Source organism: Leifsonia sp. 71-9, assembly GCF_001898805.1.
Classification (GTDB): Bacteria; Actinomycetota; Actinomycetes; order Actinomycetales; family Microbacteriaceae; genus Leifsonia.
The window spans coordinates 1-17,282 of sequence record NZ_MKVJ01000012.1 but is presented as its reverse complement, the minus strand read 5'-3'; the positions used below and the strand labels follow the sequence as shown (position 1 = coordinate 17,282).

Here is a 17,282-nt window from a genome sequence, read left to right as displayed (position 1 = left end):
TGGTGTTGGGGTTAGTCGGCGGCGAGGTCGTAGCCGCCGAGCGGAGAGCGGCCGGGGACGTGGCGGCGTCCGTGCTCGCCGCGCTCGGTGAGGATCGGGACGCCGGGCCGCTGCCAGGCGGCCGGATAGGTGGCGGTGACCCATGCGGCGACGGCCGCGATCCGCTGCTTGTTCTCGAACCGGGCGAGCTTGCGGGGGAGGATCGGCAGCTCGCGCCATCCGGGGAGGGCGTGGTCGTGCCACGCCTCGACGGCGGCGCTCTCGTTGTCGGTGATGACGTGCCAGGCGCAGCGCGGGCAGTTGGCCTGATACCGGCCGCCGCCGGGCAGCGGGGCGGCGCTGTGGTCGTGGTCAACCTCACGGCACCAGGCGTCCGCGGTGAACATGTGCAGCTCGTGACCCTCGGTGACGGTCGGGCCGTCCAAGTAGTAGGCGCGGTGCCACATGTGGCTGCGGGGGATGCAGCCGAAGTGCCCGTGCTCGGCGCAATAGCGCTCGAACGCGGCGACCAGGGCGGCGGGTTCGTAGTAGTCCGCCGTGTAGCTGAGGGGCGCGCCATCCCAGGGGGTGGCGGCGACCGCCTCGCGCTCGAATTCGGCCAGGTCGAACAGGGTGGGCTCACCGGTCATTGCAGTTACCTCCAACAGTACTATTAGGGTCAGGCGGTGGCGAGCTCGGCCGCGGGCTCGGTGAGCGCGTCCGCGAGGGTGTGCGCGGCGCGCAGGACGTTGGCCGCGGTGGCCTTGATGGTGTCGGAGTCGCAGTTGCTCCACCCGGCGACGTAGCCGACGCTGTAGGCGCTGGTGTCCAGTCCGAGAATGCCGGCGACGACGTAGGCGACGCTCTCGGCTTCGGTTTCCTTCACGCCGCGGTGCTCGATGTACTCGGCCTGATCCTCCTCAGCGTGCAGGATCGCGTGCGCGGCCTCGTGCAGGGCCGTCTTGGCTGCCTGGGCGGGAAACAGGTTCGCGTCGATGACGATGCGTCGGGCCTCGGGGTCGGTGTAGCCGTTGGCAGCTCCCGCGATGGGCTCGCACTCGACGGTCCAGCCGGTGCCGGTGAGGTAGTCGGCGGTGGCCTCGAAGATGCCGCGGGCGTCGTCTCCGGTGAGCGGTCGCGCGATGTCGGCCGGGTCGCCGGCTTCCTCGTCGATGAGGTCGGTCTGTCCCATGTCGAACACGGAGACGGGGAAGAACCGCACGCGGCGCTGTTCTTCTTCCTCGCCGGTTCGTTCGTTCTCGACCGTCTCGCGAATCTCGCGGCCGCCAAAGATGCGGATACCGCGCTCGCCCTTGCGCACTTGGCGGTTGAGCTTCTGCCAGGTCCTGTATCCGGCGACGTGGGTCGCCTCGGGCCGCTGGGCGAAGATCAGCAGCAGGTTTCCCAGGCTGTAGCGGTGGAACGACTGGGCGAAGTTCAGGAAGGCCGCCCATGCCTCGGATTCGCGCAGCGCCTCGACCTGTGTCGCGATCGTCGCTTGCAGCTCCTCGGCCTCGGCACGACGCTCCTCGGCGCTCTTGGTGCTGGTGATCTTGCGGGCCATCTCGCTACCTCCGGTGACGGTATTAGTACTATTAGGGCCACTCAGACCCCCTCCACGTTTTCTTGCCGTGAAGGCACGAAGTGCCATTCAGGGCAGAGGAGGGAGTGCAACCCGCAGGGCGGTGGGGGAGAGAGTTTTCGGCCGATGTGAGGAGCGCAGCGACGCGGCCGAAAAGTCTCGGAGGAGCCGGCGGCGCAGCCGCTTGCGCGGACGACGAGGCCCGTAGAATGCCGCAGGCTTCACGGCGAGAAAACGAGCGCCGCAGGCGCGAGAAGCAGCCGGCCGCGTGCGGCCGTCGTTCACGGCCCGCAGGGTCGCGGGGAGTGCGAGGGCGCCGGCCCTCGTGTCGGCCGGCGGCCGACTCGCTCAGGCGATCCGCTCGTCTCCCAGCATCGTGTCGACAGGATCGGGCGCGATCGCTCGGCGGCCTTTGCTCGCCGTCGATGCCGTAGCCGCGCCGCTCAGCAGTGCACGTGCCATCCGGAAGTCGGCTCGACCGTTAGCGTCCCGCGGGTGTGCGCCATAGGCGTTTGTTCCCAAGTCGGGGAGGAGTGCGAGCTGGCCGGGTCCGGGTCGGCGGCTCGGGTGGGTGCGGCGTGGGGCGCGCATCCACGTCTCCTCGGCCTGCCACCACGCCCACAGCTCGCGCTCGACCGTGTAGCGGGCTGCGCGCGCCTGCAGTCGGCCGTCGACGTCGAGCTGCACGGCGGCGGCTCGACGGTAATCCACCGATCGCCGTCGCCATCCGTGGCGGGTGAGGACGAGGACGCCGGCACGGGTGAGCCGATCGAGGGCCGGCCGCACCTGGTTGACGGTGCATCCTGCGGAACGAGCGAGCGCGTCGACGGGTTGAGGATCCGTTGTGGTGCGGGCGTACATGTTCCCCGCGTGGAAGCCGAGCCCCGGTCCCAGCGTGAAGAGGTCGTGGGCAGCGTCCCGGGTTCTCTGGGTCAGGGTAGCCAGGAGGGTGGATCGTTCTGCGGACCCTGCCCCTGCGGGGCGCGGGTCCGCTTGTGACCGACTTGTAGATGCAGAGCTGGGGATAACCGATTGAGGGTCGATGGTCCAGTGCGCACCATGTGGACCATCGGCAGCGCGGGTCTGGGCGACCCACCCGTCCGCGGCGAGCCGTAGGAGCGCCGTCCTGGCCGTCTCCCGGCCGATCCCGGCAAACAGGGCGAGGCGGCGGGTATCGGCCTCTAGAGAGGCGCTGAGGGCTTTCAGGGCGAGCATGCACAGGACGTCGAGCACGCGGCGGTCGGCTGGGCCTCCTCGGTGGGCCCAGCGGCCGGCAGATGCGTCCGCTCGCGCCTGGACGTGGCGGACGTGGGCGGCGATCGCGTCGGCGCGGGCGTCGAAGGTGGGGTCGTCTCCGACCTGCCGGTCTGTGGTGGCCACGAACCGTACGGCCTTGTCCCATTGCCGGCGGAGGACGTGTGCGGCTCCGCCGCGGCCGCGAGGGCGGCGCTGTAGGCGATCGCGGTAGGACCGGACGTGCTCTAGGCCCGGTGCGTCGTCGACGAGCGCAGCGACGTCGGCGTGACGCCATCTGGCGGCCGCGGCGCCGACGAGGATGCGCCAGAGTACTGCGGAGGCGTCGCCAGAGGCAGCGTCCTCGCGCAGTGCGGCGGCGCTGCGTGCGGTGAGCTCGCGGCGCGGGCCGGGGAGGTACAGGCGGCCGTGCTCGTCGACGGGGATCGGGCGCTTGGGGTCGATACGCCCTGCGGGCTCAGCGCCGTTACTGAGCTTGGCCAGGGCCTCGACCAGGCCACGCACCTGCGCGGCCGTGGTCGTGGGGGTGGTGAGCATCCCGAGGTCGCCGCGCAGCACCGTCGAGCGGCCGCCGTGGCGGTGCGGGGCACCTGGCGGGCGCAGGCAACCGGTCTGCGGGTTCGTCAGGGGAACGATGTCGAGTGTTGGGCACACGTTGCGCAGGAAGTGCGCGAGGGTGGCGATCGTGCCTGCGTCGACGCTCTCGGAGAGAGCGGCCCAGACGTGGCGGCCGTGTGAGGGGCCGGACTCGCAGACTACGTGCTGAATGCCGGCGTCCGTGAGGAGGCCGGCGATCACGTCAGCGTCACGAGCTGCCGCGGCCGCGGCACCGGGCGTCTTGGCGTCGAGGTCGAAGCCAAGGAAGCGGAAGCGTCCGCTGGCGTCGGCCAGGTACATCGCCCACGGGCGCGTGGGCTCCTTGCCGTCGACGCGGCGGTGCGAGGGGTAGCGGTTCTGAACGTCGCCGTAGGCGTCGACGACAGCGACGCGCACGCTCGGCCGAGGGCTGATGGCCGCGGTGAGTATCCACGACGCGCCAGGAGCGCCGGAATATGCATAATCCGTCGCGAGGGTTATGATGGCACCGTCTTTCACGTAGTGGTTGACACAAACAGGCCCCGGTCGCCAAACCGGTTCCTCACATCGCTTGATCTGTTTCCGTCGCCAAACAGTCCAGATCAGGCACTTAGCTTCGGCCCCCGTCTCGCAAGAGGCGGGGGCTTGCTCGTTAAGCCGCTGTGATGGGCAGCTCCTCGTATTCGTGACGTGGGGGGAGCGCGGGCGCGTATTCGGGCATGCCGACTTCGCGCGCGAGCAAGGACGCGATGTAATCGTTGACGCTCATTCCTCGGGCCTCCGCTTCTTCGCGGACGGCCTCTCCGAGAGGGTTAGCTACACGCGAGATGAGGGCCTGACGGTCGCCTTTGCTGTGGCGGCCGCCACGGTATCGCTGCGCTGTCATGTTCGTGAGCCTAGGGGCGTTAAGAAACTGATTCTGGTAGGCCACGCGGGCGTGTTGCATCACTTCGCCTCCGATGGCGTGACCTCGATCGTGCATACGACGTCGCCCATGCGCAGGCTGGTGCCGGGTTCGATCGTGTAGGGCACGCCTGGCTCGAACCGGCGGGGTGGGTCGGTCTGCGTCTCGATGCCGTTGCCGCTGTGGTAGTCGGTGACGACGATGCGGCCCTCGTCGTCGACGTCGATGAGGGCGTGGGTGCGTGAGAGCATCCGCTCGGGGCTCTCGACGGCGATCGGCTTGCGATCGCCTACGGCGATGGGATGGCGGCCGAGCACGACGCTCTCGCTGGTGTCGACCGACTCCTGGGTGGTGAAGCGCAGGCGCAGGCGCGGCCGCGTGTTGGCCGGGGGAGTGGGCTTGGCCATGACCGTGTGGTCCAGCTCCTCGACGGGGACCACCACGGCGCGCACGAAGGGCAGCTCCTCGACGGTGGTCGCGGCGTCGGGGACGACGGCCTTGACGTCGATGGGGTCGGCTTCCACGCGGTGAGGCTCGGGCGTCTTGCACTGGACGCACACGGCCTCGGTGACGGGTTGGAGTCGCCGGCAGATGCGGCAGCGTCCCTCGTGGACGGTGAGCCCGTCTGCCGGCGGGATCGTGCCGGCGGCATCGAGGAGCTGCACGATGCCCTCGGGCCGAACCCCGAGCGTCCATGTCTGGCTGCTGTCCTTGACGGTGAGGCGCACCGGCCGGTGCAAGCGGATGGCGATCGCTACGCATCGGGCGATCATGCCGGTTCGCAGCTCCTCGACGCTGGTGGCTTCGCAGGGCCGCTCAGTGCCGTTGATCGTGATGCTGCCGATGTACGTCGGTGGAGCATCTGTGAGCTGGTCGCTGGGGCCGTGGATGCTGGCGACGACTTTGGGCCAGTCCGCGACGGCTTCTGATGCGCGGAGGGCCTGTGTGGCGCTCATAGCCCGCGGGCGACGGCGGCCGCGGCGGCCAGCCACGCCCGTTGCGTCGAGGGTCGCAGAGCGCCGTAGTGCAGCACGCCGTCGACCATTGCCTGGTCGAAGGGGATCGTGACGGCTTCGCGAGTGATGTCGCGGTAGCCGGCGGCGACGCGCTGCATGTCGGCCGGGGTGGCCTTGGGGTCGGCCTGCGTGACGATCACCACGGCGTTGTCGGCCAGCCGAGCGGATCGCTCGTCGCGGTCGGCCAGCGCTTCCAGGAGAAGCGCGCCGGCCTCGGCGTGGTCGTCGCGGGTGGTGGTGGCCACCACGAGCTGGTCGGCGTGATCGATCATCCGCCGCCACATCGGATCGGACTCGTCGTTGCCGGAGTCGATGAAGATCAGCCGGTAGTACTTGCTGGCGACGGCGTGGATGGCGTCGACGTCCTCGGGCTCGATGCGCTGCTCTTGGGCGAGCGCCATCGGCTTGGACCGGAGAACGTCGAAACGGTCGCGGGTCTGGTGGTGCACGTAGTGGGCGAGGTCGGCGGACTGGGCGCTGGTGCTCAGGAGCCGATCGACCTGGGGCAACAACTCGAGCAACGTCGACTCGTGCGGCCCCTGCTCGGTCCGCCAGCCGAGCGTGCCGCGGGTCTGGTTGTTGTCCCAGGCGAGCACGCCTGCGCCGCCGTAGCGGGCGAACACGCCTGAGAGGAGGACCGTGCTGGGGGTCTTGCCAGCGCCGCCCTTGCCGTTGACGATCGCGATCGTGCGCGGGCCGGGCCAGTGCTGGGAGACGGCGAGCACGTCGGCGCGCTCTGCGCGCTCCTCCTCGCTGGGGCTCATGCGGATGCCGGCGCGCGTTGCCAGGCCGCGCCACCCGGTGGTGGCCGGCTCCTCGATCTGTTCCCGCACCAGAAACGACTGGCGCATGGCTCGACGTGTCGGAAGGTCTGCCCTCGGCGCCGCGGCGGCCGTGGCGGTGACCCATGAGCCGGGGCCGGCCGACGCCGCGCCGGTCTCGTCGGCCTCCGCCTGCTGGGGGGCAGGTTCCGCAGCGGGCTCAGGGGCCTGCGGTCGTGCTTCGCGGCTGTCGTCCTCGGTCACGGTCTGGTCCGGGTGGATGATCAGCGGCCATTCCCCGGCGGGGTCACGGGTGAGGACGTGCAGCGGCCGGCCTAGCTGTTCGGCGCGGGCCGCGACGATCGCGACGACCTGAGCGCGCGCCTCGTCGACGTCGCCTGCGGCAACCTCCGTGACGGTGCCACCGATGGATACCTGGGCGGTGCCGTCCTCGTTGAGGGTCGCGGTGGCGCGGGGCCAGGCGGCTGCTTCCGTTGTCGTGCTCATGTGGGTGTTTCTCCTTCCGCTCATCCGCCGATGGTGATTCCCACGGTCTTCATGAAGGCCACGGGATCGGTGGGGGAGCCGTTGATCATCACTTGAAAGTGGAGGTGACAGCCGGTGGAGTCACCAGAGGAGCCGATACGGGCGATCTGCTGCCCTGCGGTGACCTTCTGGCCGTCCTGGACGAGGATGCCGGAGGCGTACATGTGCAGGTAGACCGTCTGCACGCCGCCGCCGTGGTCGATCACGATCGTGCCGTTGGAGCCGTAGCCGACGCCGAAGCCGGTGGCGATGACGGTGCCGGTCTGGGCGGCGTAGATGGGGGAGTCACAGCCACCGGCGATATCGACGCCGGCGTGGAGCTTGTACACGCCGCTGATCGGGTTCACGCGCATCCCGAAGGGATCGCTGATGGGGCCGGCGGCCGGAAGCGCCCAGCCCTGAGCGCTGACGGTACCGGTGCCGGTGCCGACCCCGGAGCAGACCTGGTTGCCGGTGCCGGTGCTCAGGCCGAGCTTGGCTCCGGTGAGCCCTTCGACGACGGCCACGGCGGCGTCCCAGTACTTGGCGTAGTAGTACGGGTCCGCGTTGACCTGGACCTTGTGCGCGGCGATCGTGGGCGCGAGGGAGTCGCGGTCGGTGATCGTGGCCAGCTTCTTGAAGAAGTTCGTTGCGCTGATGTAGGGGTCCATGCGGTCGCTGAGCGACCCCCATGCCCCGTTCGCGCGCTGCTGGAACAGGCCGCGGCTGTCCGGCCCTACAGCGTCGCCGTAGTTGAGCACACGCAGACCGGATTCGCCCATCGCCGTCATGACGCCGATGGTCTGGTCGCGGGAGCTGAGGTTGAGATCCTTGCCGGCCTGGATCACGTACGCGGCGTTCACGAGCTGGTCGTGCCCGTAGCCGCTGATCGTGGTGGCGGGCACCGTCTTGGGGTCGATGGTGACCGCGGCAGCACTGTTCCCGGTGGGGTTGCAGCTCGCGGACGCCGACGACGTGAGTAGCAGCATCCCGAACACCGTGGCGAGGATCAGCACGGGCACGGTGATGATCGCTACGAGCCCCCCAGACTTGCGATCCATCGTCAGTGTGTCCCTGCCGGAGGGGTGAATCGGCTGGCGAGCCAGGGCGACGCGCCGTCGCGTCGCGTGAGGATGATCGTGTAGGTGCCGGCGTCGGTGGGAACGTCCACCGAGACGGCGTAGGTGCTGCTGTCGTCGACGATGGTCCCGTTGCCGGTGAGCTTGTGCGCCGGGATGTTGGCGGGGTCGACGGACTGGTAGTCCTGCTGCGCCTGCGGCGTCAGGAGCGGCGACAGGGCCGCCCACCACTCAGTGGAACTGAGGTCCGGGCGCGCGAACGCCGTGAGCGCCTTCTCGGCCGCGGCAACGGCGCTACTGCGCTGCGTGGCGTCCCAGGCGGGTGCCGGGTTCGGGTTGACGGTTCCGCCGCCGGACTCGTCGTCGAGCTGGGTGCCGGGGGGAGCCGGTGTGAACGTGTTCAGGTCCGGGATGGAGACACCGGAGGGTGTGGGGGAAGGGCTCTCGGTCGGTCGCTGTTCGCTGTTACCGGCGCATCCGGCCAGCGCAACCGTGACCAAGACGACGCCGGCTAGACCGAGCGTGCGCTTTCCCCCCATTACCCCTCCTCGTGCTCCTCACCCCGCGCTGGCGGCTGTGTCCGCCGTGAGTTCGCCCCCTGCTCTAGAGCTTCCTTTAGTTCATCCCGCAGGATGAACCATGTAGCTCCGAGCTTGTAGCCGGGGATCACTCCGTCTTTGAGCCACTTGTAGACGCCGGGCTTCGTGAGGCCCAGCATCTCTGCAACCTCTGGGACGGTCAGTGTCTCCTTGCGCCCCTTGAACAGCGCATCAAGCCCTGACGTCACGGGGAACACCGGAAGCCGCAAGCGCATGCAGACAGTGTAAACGAAAAGTGGCTCTGTTGCACGCTGTTTATGCGTGTGTATCCCTGTAGCATGCTGTTGCTCCCAGTAGAACGATCGAGTATTCTTGTCGCGTTAGCGACGTCGAACACAATTATCGAGGGGGGAACGGTGAGCGACGGCATTAATCCATGGATATCCCGACCCACTGACCCTGAGCCGGCATCTCCAACGACCAGCGCACCGTCTGTTGCGCCGCCCACAGGCCCGGTCGGGCCTCAGCGTGGGGTTCCGGCCCCGGATCGCGTCGACCAGCTGCCGACGTACGATCGCCCGCAGACAGCGCCCCTGTGGTGGCTCGGAGCGCACGGTGGTTCTGGTGAGTCGAGCTTGGCCGCGCTCGTGCCTGACTGGCTTGCTGCCGATCACGGTTGGCCGCGTCCCCCAGCGGGGATGCCGGCGCGTGTCGTTCTCGTCGCCCGCTCCCACGCTTATGGGCTGCGTGCCGCCCAGGCGGCCGCAACGCAATGGGCGGCCGGCCTCGTTCCGCACGTGGAACTGCTCGGCCTCGTTCTCGTCGCTGATGCCCCCGGCCGGCTGCCGCGCCCGCTGCGCGACCTGGCCCAGGTGGTCGGCGGCGGTGTCCCGCGCACGTGGAACGTGCCGTGGGTCGAATCGTGGCGTCTGGGGGAGCCGCCGGCTCTTGCGGATGCTCCGCGGGAGGTTCATCGACTCGTCGATGAGCTGAGCGCGCTGGTCACACCCGGTGCAACGGGCACCACCTACCGAAAGGAACAGCGATGAGCACGCTGCACACCATCCTGACCGCGGCGAACGACTTCCTGGCGCATGTCCCGGCGGTCGACATTCCGAACCCGAACCCGCAGCAGCCGCCCGGCACGGGCGGCATCACCACGATCATGGCGTGGTTGAAGTGGATCGGGTACGCGGTGGTCGGCGGCTCGATCATCGTTGGCGGCATCCTGATCGCGCTCAGCTTCCGCCGCGGCGAGGGCCACGACGCCCTCCCGAAGATTCTCTGGCCGATGGCCGGCGCGATCGTGATCGGTGCGGGTGCCGCGTGGATCGGCACCATCGCAGGAGGGTGAGGTAGTCGTGAGCGACGAGAACCAGAACGAGAGCCAGAGCCCGTTCACACGTCCGGGCTTCATCGCCGCCGCAATCGTCGTCGCGCTGATCGTCGTGTGCGGGATCATCCTCGTGGCCGTCAACGTGGGCAAGGGGAGCCCTAACGCGGCTCCCACGTCCAGTACGAGCACGTCTCCCAGCGTCATCTCGTCGCCCGGCCCCGTGTCGGGCGACTCGAGCGTTTGCGGCCTCCGTGGGGTCCAGCTTTCCGGTACCGTCAGCGCGGCTCCCGAGACGTCATGGAAGTACCAAGATGTGCTCGCCTACCCGACGTCGCAGACCGCCGGCCCCGGTGCCACGGCCGCGTCCGGATACCGATACTGCTTCCAGCACACCCCCGAAGGAGCGTTGTTTGCCTCAGCAAACTTCGCGATTATGTCGTTCGATCAGTCGCTCCGAAGCACGTGGCTCCCGTACGTACTGGCCCCCGGCCAGAACAGGGACAGCCTGCTCAGCTCCGGGCTCAATGCAGCGAACCCATCCGGCATTCGAGCGTCGATCGCGGGATTCCGCGTGCTGTCGTACGACGGCGAGCACGCGCAGGTCGACGTCGCCTTCCAGGCCACGACTTCCGGCCAGATCGTCACTGGGTCGTTCGTCGCGAAGCTCATTTGGTCTGGCGGCGACTGGAAGCTCGACTCGTCCGCGCAGAACCCGGCGCAGGTTGATCAGCTTCCGAATCTTGCCGGGTACACGGCCTGGGCGGTGGGATGACCAATGGCTGGACAAGACTGCGGATTCCTCGGCACCGGCTGCGTCGTGCAGGACTGGGTGAACAGCGCGGTCGGTAATGCGATCGACAACATGGCGAAGGCGGTCCAGGAGGCTTTCGGTAAGGCGGTGGCCTCGCTGGGAACGGTGTGGGTGAACATCGGCACTCCGAACCTGACGGGATCGGGTGGCAGCTCGTCGATCGCCGCGGGGTCGTCGGCTCCGAATTCGGAGGGCATCACGACGGTGCTCAGCTATGTGACGTGGGTGTCCTTGGCCATCTGCGGTATCGCCATGATCATCCTCGGGATGATCGTGGCTTCTCGCTTGCGATCGGGGCAGGGGATTGCGGCGGTCGGCCGCGCCGGCATCATCTTGGGCGCGGTGGTCCTGATCAGCGGGGCGAGTTCGCTCGTCTCGACGATCATCGCCTCGGGGCCAAGCGGCGCCGGAGGCGCGGTCGCGTTTCTGCAGGCGGGGCTCTGGTGGTACATGGGCGCGCTGGCCGTGCTGTCGGTGATCATCGGCGGTGCCCGGATGGCGTGGGAACAGCGCGCCGAACCGGGACGGGAGACGCTGAAAAGCCTCGTGACGCTGATCATCGTCGCGGGTGCCGGCGTGACCGTCGTCGGCCTCCTCGTCGCGGCGTCCGACTCGTTCTCGGTGTGGATCATCAACAAGTCGCTGGACTGCGATGTGGCCGCGACCGGGTCCACGTGCTTCGGCACGAACGTGCTGAACCTGCTGGCGCTGACGACGAACCCGGCCGCGGGCGGCCTGGGCTCGCTGCTGATCATCATCTTGGGGCTGATCGCGATCCTCGCGACGGCGTTTCAGATCGTGCTCATGGTCGCCCGCGGGGGCATGCTCGTTATCCTGACGGGCATCCTGCCGCTGTCGGCGTCGTTCACGAATCTCGAAACCGGCAAGGCGTGGTTCCGCAAGAACGTCGGCTGGCTGCTGGCGTTCATCCTCTACAAGCCGGCGGCGGCATTGGTGTACGCGGCCGCGTTCCAGCTCGTCGGCACGAACGTGTTCAAGGACGACGGGACGGGCCTGCTGGCCGTGCTCACGGGCCTCATGCTGATGGTGATCGCGCTGTTCGCGATGCCGGCACTGATGAGGTTCGTCACTCCGCTGGTCGGCTCGATGGCTGGTGGCGCGGGTGGCGCGATGGGCGTGGCCGCTATGGCCGCGCTTCCGACCGGAGCTGCGGCGCTGGGACGTCTCGGGACGGGTAGCGGTAGCAGCGGCTCCGATGGGGGCACTGGGAGCACGAGTTCGACCGGCTCGACCGGATCGCCCTCGGGCAGCCGCGGCGGCGGCGGTGCGCCTACGTCTCAGCCCGGCGGCGGCGGTGGTGCGTCCACGGGTGCAGCGAAGTCGACTGGTGCGGCCACGGGCTCCGGTGGTGGAGCTGCGGCCGGTGGCGGAGCTGCGGCCGGTGGCGCGGCCGCTGGAGGCGGTGCTGCTGCGGGTGGCGCGGCGGGTGGTGCGGCCGCGGGTGCGGCTGCCGGGCCGATCGGAATGGGCGTGGGGGCAGCGGCCGGCGTGGTCGCTGACGGCGCGAAGAAGGCCGCACAGGCCGTTCAGAGCGTTGGCGAACAATCTACGGAGGGAGGCCCCAGTGGTGGCCGTTGATTCAACTCAGGAAGGCCCTCGGACCTACGGCAACTGGCGGCGTCCGACGTCGCCGGGCCTGCTGGGTCTGGGCACGGTGGGTACGGGCCTGCTGTTCGTGGCCCTGTTCGCGATCCTGATCGCGCTCATGTCTGCCGGCATCCTGGCAGCGCTGATCACCGCGGCGATCGCGGGCGGTCTGCTGCTCCTCCTGGTGCTCAAGAACGCCGATGGGCGCAGCGTCCTCTCCCGCGCCTCCAACCGGATCGGATGGGCCTCCGCCCGTTCGCGCGGGACGCACCTCTACCGGTCCGGCCCTCTGGGCCGCACCGAGTGGGGCACCTACCAGCTTCCCGGCGTTGCGGCAGCGACGCGGCTCAGCGAGCACACGGACTCCTACGGGCGTCCGTTCGCGCTCGTCTACACGCCCGTCAGCAAGACCTACGCCGTGGTGATCGGGACCGAGCCTGACGGCGCGTCGCTGGTCGATCCGTTGCAGGTCGACACCTGGGTTGCCGACTGGGGTCACTGGCTGTCCCACCTGGCCGACGAGCCGGGTATCGAGGGCGCTTCGGTCGTAATCGAGACGGCCCCGGAGTCCGGCACCCGCCTGCGCCGCGAGGTCGAGCTGAATCTCGACCCGGACGCTCCCGAGTTCGCCCAGGCGATGCTGCGGGAAGTCATCGACACCTACCCCGCCGGCTCGTCGACGGTGAAGGCGTTCGTGACCCTGACCTTCAACGCGATCCCGCGGAAGGGTGCACAGCCTCGCAAGCCGGACGAGATGGCGCGCGAGCTCGCGGCACGCCTGCCTGGCCTGACCGGCAACTTGCAGGCCACCGGGGCGGGTGCCGCTCGCCCCCTCGCGGCGCAGGAGTTGTGCGAGACGATCCGGATCGCCTACGACCCGGCGGCCGCACAGCTCATCGACGAAGCGCACGCCCAAGGTGAGACGCCCGAGCTGTCGTGGCCGGACGTCGGGCCGACCGCGCATCAGGCGTCGTGGTCGGACTACCGCCACGATTCTGCGACGTCGGTCACCTGGGCGATGACTCAGGCTCCGCGGGGAACGGTGCAGTCGGGTGTTCTCGCCCGGCTGCTGGCCCCGCATCGGGATATCGCTCGCAAGCGGGTGACGATCCTCTACAAGCCGATCGATCCGGCCCGTGCGGCCGGACTCGTGGAGTCCGACCTGACGGCCGCGCAGTTCCGTGCCAGCGCGACGCGAAAGCCGCAGGCGCGTGACACCCTCGCGGTGCGCGCCGCGGCCGCGACCGCGCAGGAGGAGGCATCCGGCGCCGGACTGGTGAACTTCGCCATCTTGGTCACCGCGACGGTGCTCGACCCGGCCAGGGAGCCGGAGGCGGCCGCCGCGATCGACAACCTGTCGGCCGGCGCGCGCCTGCGCGTGCGCCGTGTGTACGGGTCGCAGGACTCGGCTTTCGCGATGGCGCTGCCGTTGGGGCTGATCCCGACCAAGCACGTTCAGGTTCCCTCCACGCTCCGGGAGCGGGTGTGATGACGATGGCGACGAACAAGAAGCGCAAGAGCACCAAGAGCCCCGCTCAGAAGGCGCAGACGACGACCGAGCCGCGCCCGCTGCGCCCCAGTGGGCGCGGCTGGATCGGTCGCGGCCGCGGTACTGCCGGATACGTGCAGGCACCCGTCGAGTACCGCGGCACCACCGTTCAGGTGTGCGGGCTGTGGCCGTTCTCGGTGGGTACGGGCGCACCGCTCGTGGGCGTGCCGCTGGGGCGGCACCTCTACACGGGTGCGACGGTCTGCGCGGACCCGATTTCGTGGTTCCAGCGCGCGAAGCTGATCAGCAACCCGAGCGTGTTCGTGCTCGGCTTGCCGGGCCTGGGGAAGTCGACGACGGTTCGACGGATGGCCGCCGGCTTGGCCGGCTTCGGCTCCATCCCGTTCATCCTCGGAGACTTGAAGCCGGACTATGTTGACCTGATCGAGGCCCTCGGCGGACAGGTGATCCGCCTGGGCCGCGGCCGCGGGCACCTGAACGTTCTAGACCCTGGCGAGTCGACAGAAGCCGCGCTGCGGCTGCGTGAGGCCGGGTATGAGAAGGAGGCGGAGGAGGTTGAGGCGGATGCCCACGGCCGACGCCTCACGATCGTCTCTGCCCTGCTGACGATCCTGCGCAAGCAGCCGCCGTCCGACGTCGAGGAGTCGATCGTCGACCAGGCGCTCCGCATCCTGGATCGTCGCTTCGTCGACCAGGTGCCGGTGCTCGCCGACCTGCTAGCGATTGTCCAGGAAGGCCCGGCCGAGCTGCGCGAGGTCGCCGTCGACCGTGGCGACTTTGCCGAGTACCAGCGCACGACCCGCGGGCTGGAAGCATCGCTGATCAGCCTCGCCCGCGGCGGCCGCCTCGGGGAGACGTTCTCTCGGCCGACCACGAATCCGATGCGCCGTGACCGTCCGGTGGTCTACGACATTTCCGGGCTAAAAGAGACCGACGTCGACCTGCGCGCCGCGACCCTGCTTGCCTGCTGGTCGAACGGGTTCGCCACGGTGAACGTGGCGAACGCTCTAGCTGAGGCCGGCCTAGAGCCGCAGCGCCACTACTTCGTGATCATGGACGAGCTGTGGCAGGCGCTCCGCTCCGGTAGCGGCATGGTGGATCGGGTCGACTCGCTCACCCGTCTGAACCGCCAGTTCGGTGTCGGGCAGGCGATGATCACCCACACGATGCGCGACCTCGACGCTCTCCCCACGGAGGAGGACCGGATGAAGGCGCGCGGGTTCGTCGAGCGTGCCGGCATGGTCGTGGTCGGCGGCCTTCCGCACTCGGAGATGCCGCTGCTGACCACCGCCGTGCCGTTCTCGCTGGCGGAGCAGAGTCTCCTCACCGGCTGGTCTGCGCCGCCGTCGTGGGACGCCACGACCGGCAAGGAAACGGAGCCTCCCGGCCGCGGCAAGTTCTTGATCAAGGTGGGTGGCCGCCCCGGCATCCCGATCACGGTCAAGCTGACCGAGACGGAGCGCTCGACCAACGACACGAACAAGCGGTGGCACGCGCAATCCCGTGTCGGCCGGCGCCTGCACGCCGTCGAGCCGGAGGAGGCGGTGTCGTGAGCACGCCGAACAACCGCCGCCGCGACCCGGGCGGCCTGTCGGCGGAGTCGATTCTGCTCGCCGCCGGCATCGTGATCGTCATGGTCGGTGTGGTCGGGGTGAACCTCGCGGTTCGGCTCGGCCACCAGCTCGACCACACGGGGATCACTCTCAGTAGTGACCCCTTCACGCTGACGTTCGAGGTCCTCATGGGCAAGGTGCCGTGGCCGGCGTCGGGCACGTGGATCATCGCCGTGGTCGCGGCGATCGTGCTCGTCCTCGCCGTGCTGATCATTGTGGCGATCGCCCGCTACCGGAAGGGGCGGACCCGCGTCGACCGATCGGCCGCGTACCTGGGCCGCGGCCGCGACGTCGCGGACCTCAGCCGCAAGAGCGCTCTGGAGAAGGCTCAGCGCCTCGGCGTGCCCGACGCGCCCGGTGTTCCCATCGGGCGCACTGTCGCGTCAGGGCAGCCGCTCTACGGCTCCTGGGAGGACATGCACATTGACATCTGGGGGCCGCGCACCGGTAAGACGACCAGCCGCGCCGTGCCGGCGATCCTGGCCGCTCCCGGCGGGGTGCTCGTCACCTCGAACAAGCGCGACGTCGTAGACGCCACCCGCGACGTGCGGGAGAAGGCCGGGCAGGTGTGGGTGTTCGACCCGCAGGGCATCGCTTTGGAGGAGCCCACCTGGTGGTGGAACCCGCTGAGCTACGTCACCGACGAGGTACGCGCCGCCAAGATGGCCCAGCACTTCGCCTCCGGCTCCCGCGACGCGGACGCCAAGACAGATTCCTACTTCGATCCGGCCGGCAAAGACCTCCTGGCCGGCCTTCTCCTCGCCGCAGCGCTGGACGGCCGCCCGATCACGGACGTGTACACGTGGTTGACCCGGCCCGCCGATGACACGGCGGTGGAGATCCTTCGACAGCACGGCTTCCCGCTGACCGCCGACCAGGTGGCCGGCGTCATCGACGCGCCGGAGAAGCAGCGCGGCGGCGTCTACGGCACCGCCCAGCAGATGGCATCGTGCCTGACGAACCGTCAGGTCGCCCGCTGGGTGACCCCGTTGGGCGGGAACGCAAGCGATCGGCGGCCGCAGTTCAGCCCGGAGGCGTTCGTGCGCGAGGGCGGCACGCTCTACAGCCTCTCCAAGGAGGGCCAGGGCACCGCCGGCCCGCTGGTGACCGCGCTCACGGTCGCCGTGGTGGAAGCGGCGGAGGAGCTGGCCGCTCGGTCGGCTGGCGGGCGCCTCAGCACGCCGCTTCTGGGCGTCCTGGACGAGGCGGCGAACGTCTGCCGCTGGCGCGACCTGCCGAACCTCTATTCGCACTACGGTTCGCGCGGCATCGTCCTGATGACGATCTTGCAGAGCTGGTCGCAGGGTGTGGAAGTGTGGGGCGAGTCCGGGATGCGCAAGCTGTGGTCGGCCTCCAACGTGAAGGTATACGGCGGTGGCGTCTCGGAGGCCGGCTTCCTCGAAGACCTCTCGCGGGTGATCGGTGACTACGACCGGCTCTCCTCGTCGACGTCGAGCGGGCGCGGGCAGCGCACGGTGTCGCAGCAGCTCCACCGTGAGCGCATCCTGGACGTCGCGGACCTGGCCGCGTTGCCCAAGGGGCGCGCCGTGGTGCTTTCCTCGGGTTCTCGGCCGACGCTGATCCGCACTCAGCCGTGGATGACCGGCCCGCACGCGGCCGATGTGCGGGCGTCGATCGCCGCGCACGACCCGCAGGCGCAGCACACGATCAGCGAGGCGCAGCACGAGGTCGCCGCCGTTGAGGCGACCATCGGGAGTGAGGCGCGATCGTGAGCGACTGGGGCGAGGACGACTACGAGCCGCAGGACGCCGGCAGTTCGTCGACGACTGCGGCAGCTCCGGCCGGTGGCCGGGCGTTCGGGATCGACGTGGGCGGCCTGGCCGACGAGCTGGTTGATGCCGCGGTCAAGTCGTTGGTGCGCAAGGAAGTGTCGGCCGTCGCCGCCGATGCCGTCAAGGACGCCCTGACCGACGATGTGCTGGACGCGCTTCGTGCTCGGGCTGAGACGGCGGCCGCCGCGGCGATCGCCGCACAGCTCGAAAATTCCGGGCTCGACGAGGGCACCGCGGCGGATGTGCCGGACGCGGCAGAGTCGGTCCTGACCTACGGCAGCGTCGACGAGTTCTTGCGTGAGTATCTGCGCAGCGTGTACCGGCGCAAGATCGACGGCAAGAACCGGGTGTGGGCGGCCGAATGGTGGAAGTACGACGAGGCGGTGATCCGTCTCG

Annotated in this window: 17 protein-coding genes; 8 read left to right on the top strand and 9 right to left on the bottom strand. The window is 69.3% G+C overall.

All coding sequences use genetic code 11. From position 1 onward, the window contains the following. Window positions 1-11: 11 nt before the first annotated feature. The 9 genes from BGO91_RS06170 to BGO91_RS06130 all read right to left on the bottom strand — a co-directional run bounded on the left by BGO91_RS06170 (window position 12) and on the right by BGO91_RS06130 (window position 8,490). Window positions 12-629, bottom strand: coding sequence for a DUF6349 family protein (locus tag BGO91_RS06170; RefSeq protein WP_021756257.1), 618 nt, complete (start codon window positions 627-629; stop codon window positions 12-14). Between the two features lie 29 nt (window positions 630-658). Next, window positions 659-1,543 carry an ArdC-like ssDNA-binding domain-containing protein gene (locus tag BGO91_RS06165; protein WP_021756258.1) on the bottom strand — a complete coding sequence of 295 codons (885 nt, stop codon included), beginning with the start codon at window positions 1,541-1,543 and terminating at the stop codon, window positions 659-661. Between the two features lie 366 nt (window positions 1,544-1,909). Further along, the gene (locus BGO91_RS06160; protein ID WP_290471967.1) at window positions 1,910-3,910 is read right to left on the bottom strand and encodes a hypothetical protein; all 2,001 of its coding nucleotides are present in this window, start codon (window positions 3,908-3,910) and stop codon (window positions 1,910-1,912) included. Between the two features lie 133 nt (window positions 3,911-4,043). Continuing rightward, complete coding sequence (locus tag BGO91_RS06155; RefSeq protein ID WP_183428951.1) at window positions 4,044-4,277, bottom strand: hypothetical protein; 234 nt, start codon at window positions 4,275-4,277, stop codon at window positions 4,044-4,046. A gap of 59 nt (window positions 4,278-4,336) precedes the next feature. Continuing rightward, window positions 4,337-5,251, bottom strand: a complete 915-nt coding sequence (locus tag BGO91_RS06150) for an FHA domain-containing protein (RefSeq protein ID WP_021756260.1) — start codon at window positions 5,249-5,251, stop codon at window positions 4,337-4,339. After that, entirely contained in the window at window positions 5,248-6,579 is a 1,332-nt protein-coding gene (locus tag BGO91_RS06145; RefSeq protein WP_021756261.1) for an AAA family ATPase, read from the bottom strand. Before BGO91_RS06145 ends, BGO91_RS06150 begins: the two co-directional genes overlap by 4 nt. 20 nt (window positions 6,580-6,599) lie before the next feature. Beyond that, entirely contained in the window at window positions 6,600-7,658 is a 1,059-nt protein-coding gene (locus tag BGO91_RS06140) for a M23 family metallopeptidase (protein WP_021756262.1), read from the bottom strand. 2 nt (window positions 7,659-7,660) lie between these two features. Next, window positions 7,661-8,215 carry a hypothetical protein gene (locus BGO91_RS06135; protein ID WP_021756263.1) on the bottom strand — a complete coding sequence of 185 codons (555 nt, stop codon included), beginning with the start codon at window positions 8,213-8,215 and terminating at the stop codon, window positions 7,661-7,663. Continuing rightward, entirely contained in the window at window positions 8,215-8,490 is a 276-nt protein-coding gene (locus tag BGO91_RS06130) for a helix-turn-helix domain-containing protein (RefSeq protein WP_021756264.1), read from the bottom strand. The genes BGO91_RS06135 and BGO91_RS06130 overlap by 1 nt, the downstream gene beginning before the upstream one ends. Window positions 8,491-8,532: 42 nt before the next feature. On the opposite strand from BGO91_RS06130, the gene BGO91_RS22150 reads away from it, so the two are divergent. From BGO91_RS22150 to BGO91_RS06090, 8 genes are all read left to right on the top strand, one after another. Next, window positions 8,533-9,264 carry a DUF6668 family protein gene (locus BGO91_RS22150; protein ID WP_307794843.1) on the top strand — a complete coding sequence of 244 codons (732 nt, stop codon included), beginning with the start codon at window positions 8,533-8,535 and terminating at the stop codon, window positions 9,262-9,264. Then, window positions 9,261-9,569 carry a hypothetical protein gene (locus BGO91_RS06120; protein WP_290471966.1) on the top strand — a complete coding sequence of 103 codons (309 nt, stop codon included), beginning with the start codon at window positions 9,261-9,263 and terminating at the stop codon, window positions 9,567-9,569. The genes BGO91_RS22150 and BGO91_RS06120 overlap by 4 nt, the downstream gene beginning before the upstream one ends. Window positions 9,570-9,576: 7 nt before the next feature. Next, window positions 9,577-10,323, top strand: a complete 747-nt coding sequence (locus tag BGO91_RS06115) for a hypothetical protein (RefSeq protein ID WP_021756267.1) — start codon at window positions 9,577-9,579, stop codon at window positions 10,321-10,323. Window positions 10,324-10,326: 3 nt separating this feature from the next. After that, a complete protein-coding gene (locus BGO91_RS06110; RefSeq protein WP_185279202.1) occupies window positions 10,327-11,961 on the top strand; it encodes a hypothetical protein in 1,635 nt (544 codons plus the stop codon). Beyond that, window positions 11,948-13,459, top strand: coding sequence for an SCO6880 family protein (locus BGO91_RS06105; RefSeq protein WP_183428952.1), 1,512 nt, complete (start codon window positions 11,948-11,950; stop codon window positions 13,457-13,459). The genes BGO91_RS06110 and BGO91_RS06105 overlap by 14 nt, the downstream gene beginning before the upstream one ends. Continuing rightward, window positions 13,459-15,033 carry an ATP/GTP-binding protein gene (locus BGO91_RS06100; protein ID WP_021762744.1) on the top strand — a complete coding sequence of 525 codons (1,575 nt, stop codon included), beginning with the start codon at window positions 13,459-13,461 and terminating at the stop codon, window positions 15,031-15,033. Before BGO91_RS06105 ends, BGO91_RS06100 begins: the two co-directional genes overlap by 1 nt. Then, window positions 15,030-16,826, top strand: coding sequence for a type IV secretory system conjugative DNA transfer family protein (locus BGO91_RS06095; protein WP_241706175.1), 1,797 nt, complete (start codon window positions 15,030-15,032; stop codon window positions 16,824-16,826). Before BGO91_RS06100 ends, BGO91_RS06095 begins: the two co-directional genes overlap by 4 nt. Next, on the top strand, window positions 16,823-17,282 hold a 460-nt coding region (locus BGO91_RS06090; protein ID WP_290471965.1), incomplete at its 3' end, for a DUF4913 domain-containing protein. The genes BGO91_RS06095 and BGO91_RS06090, both read left to right, overlap by 4 nt.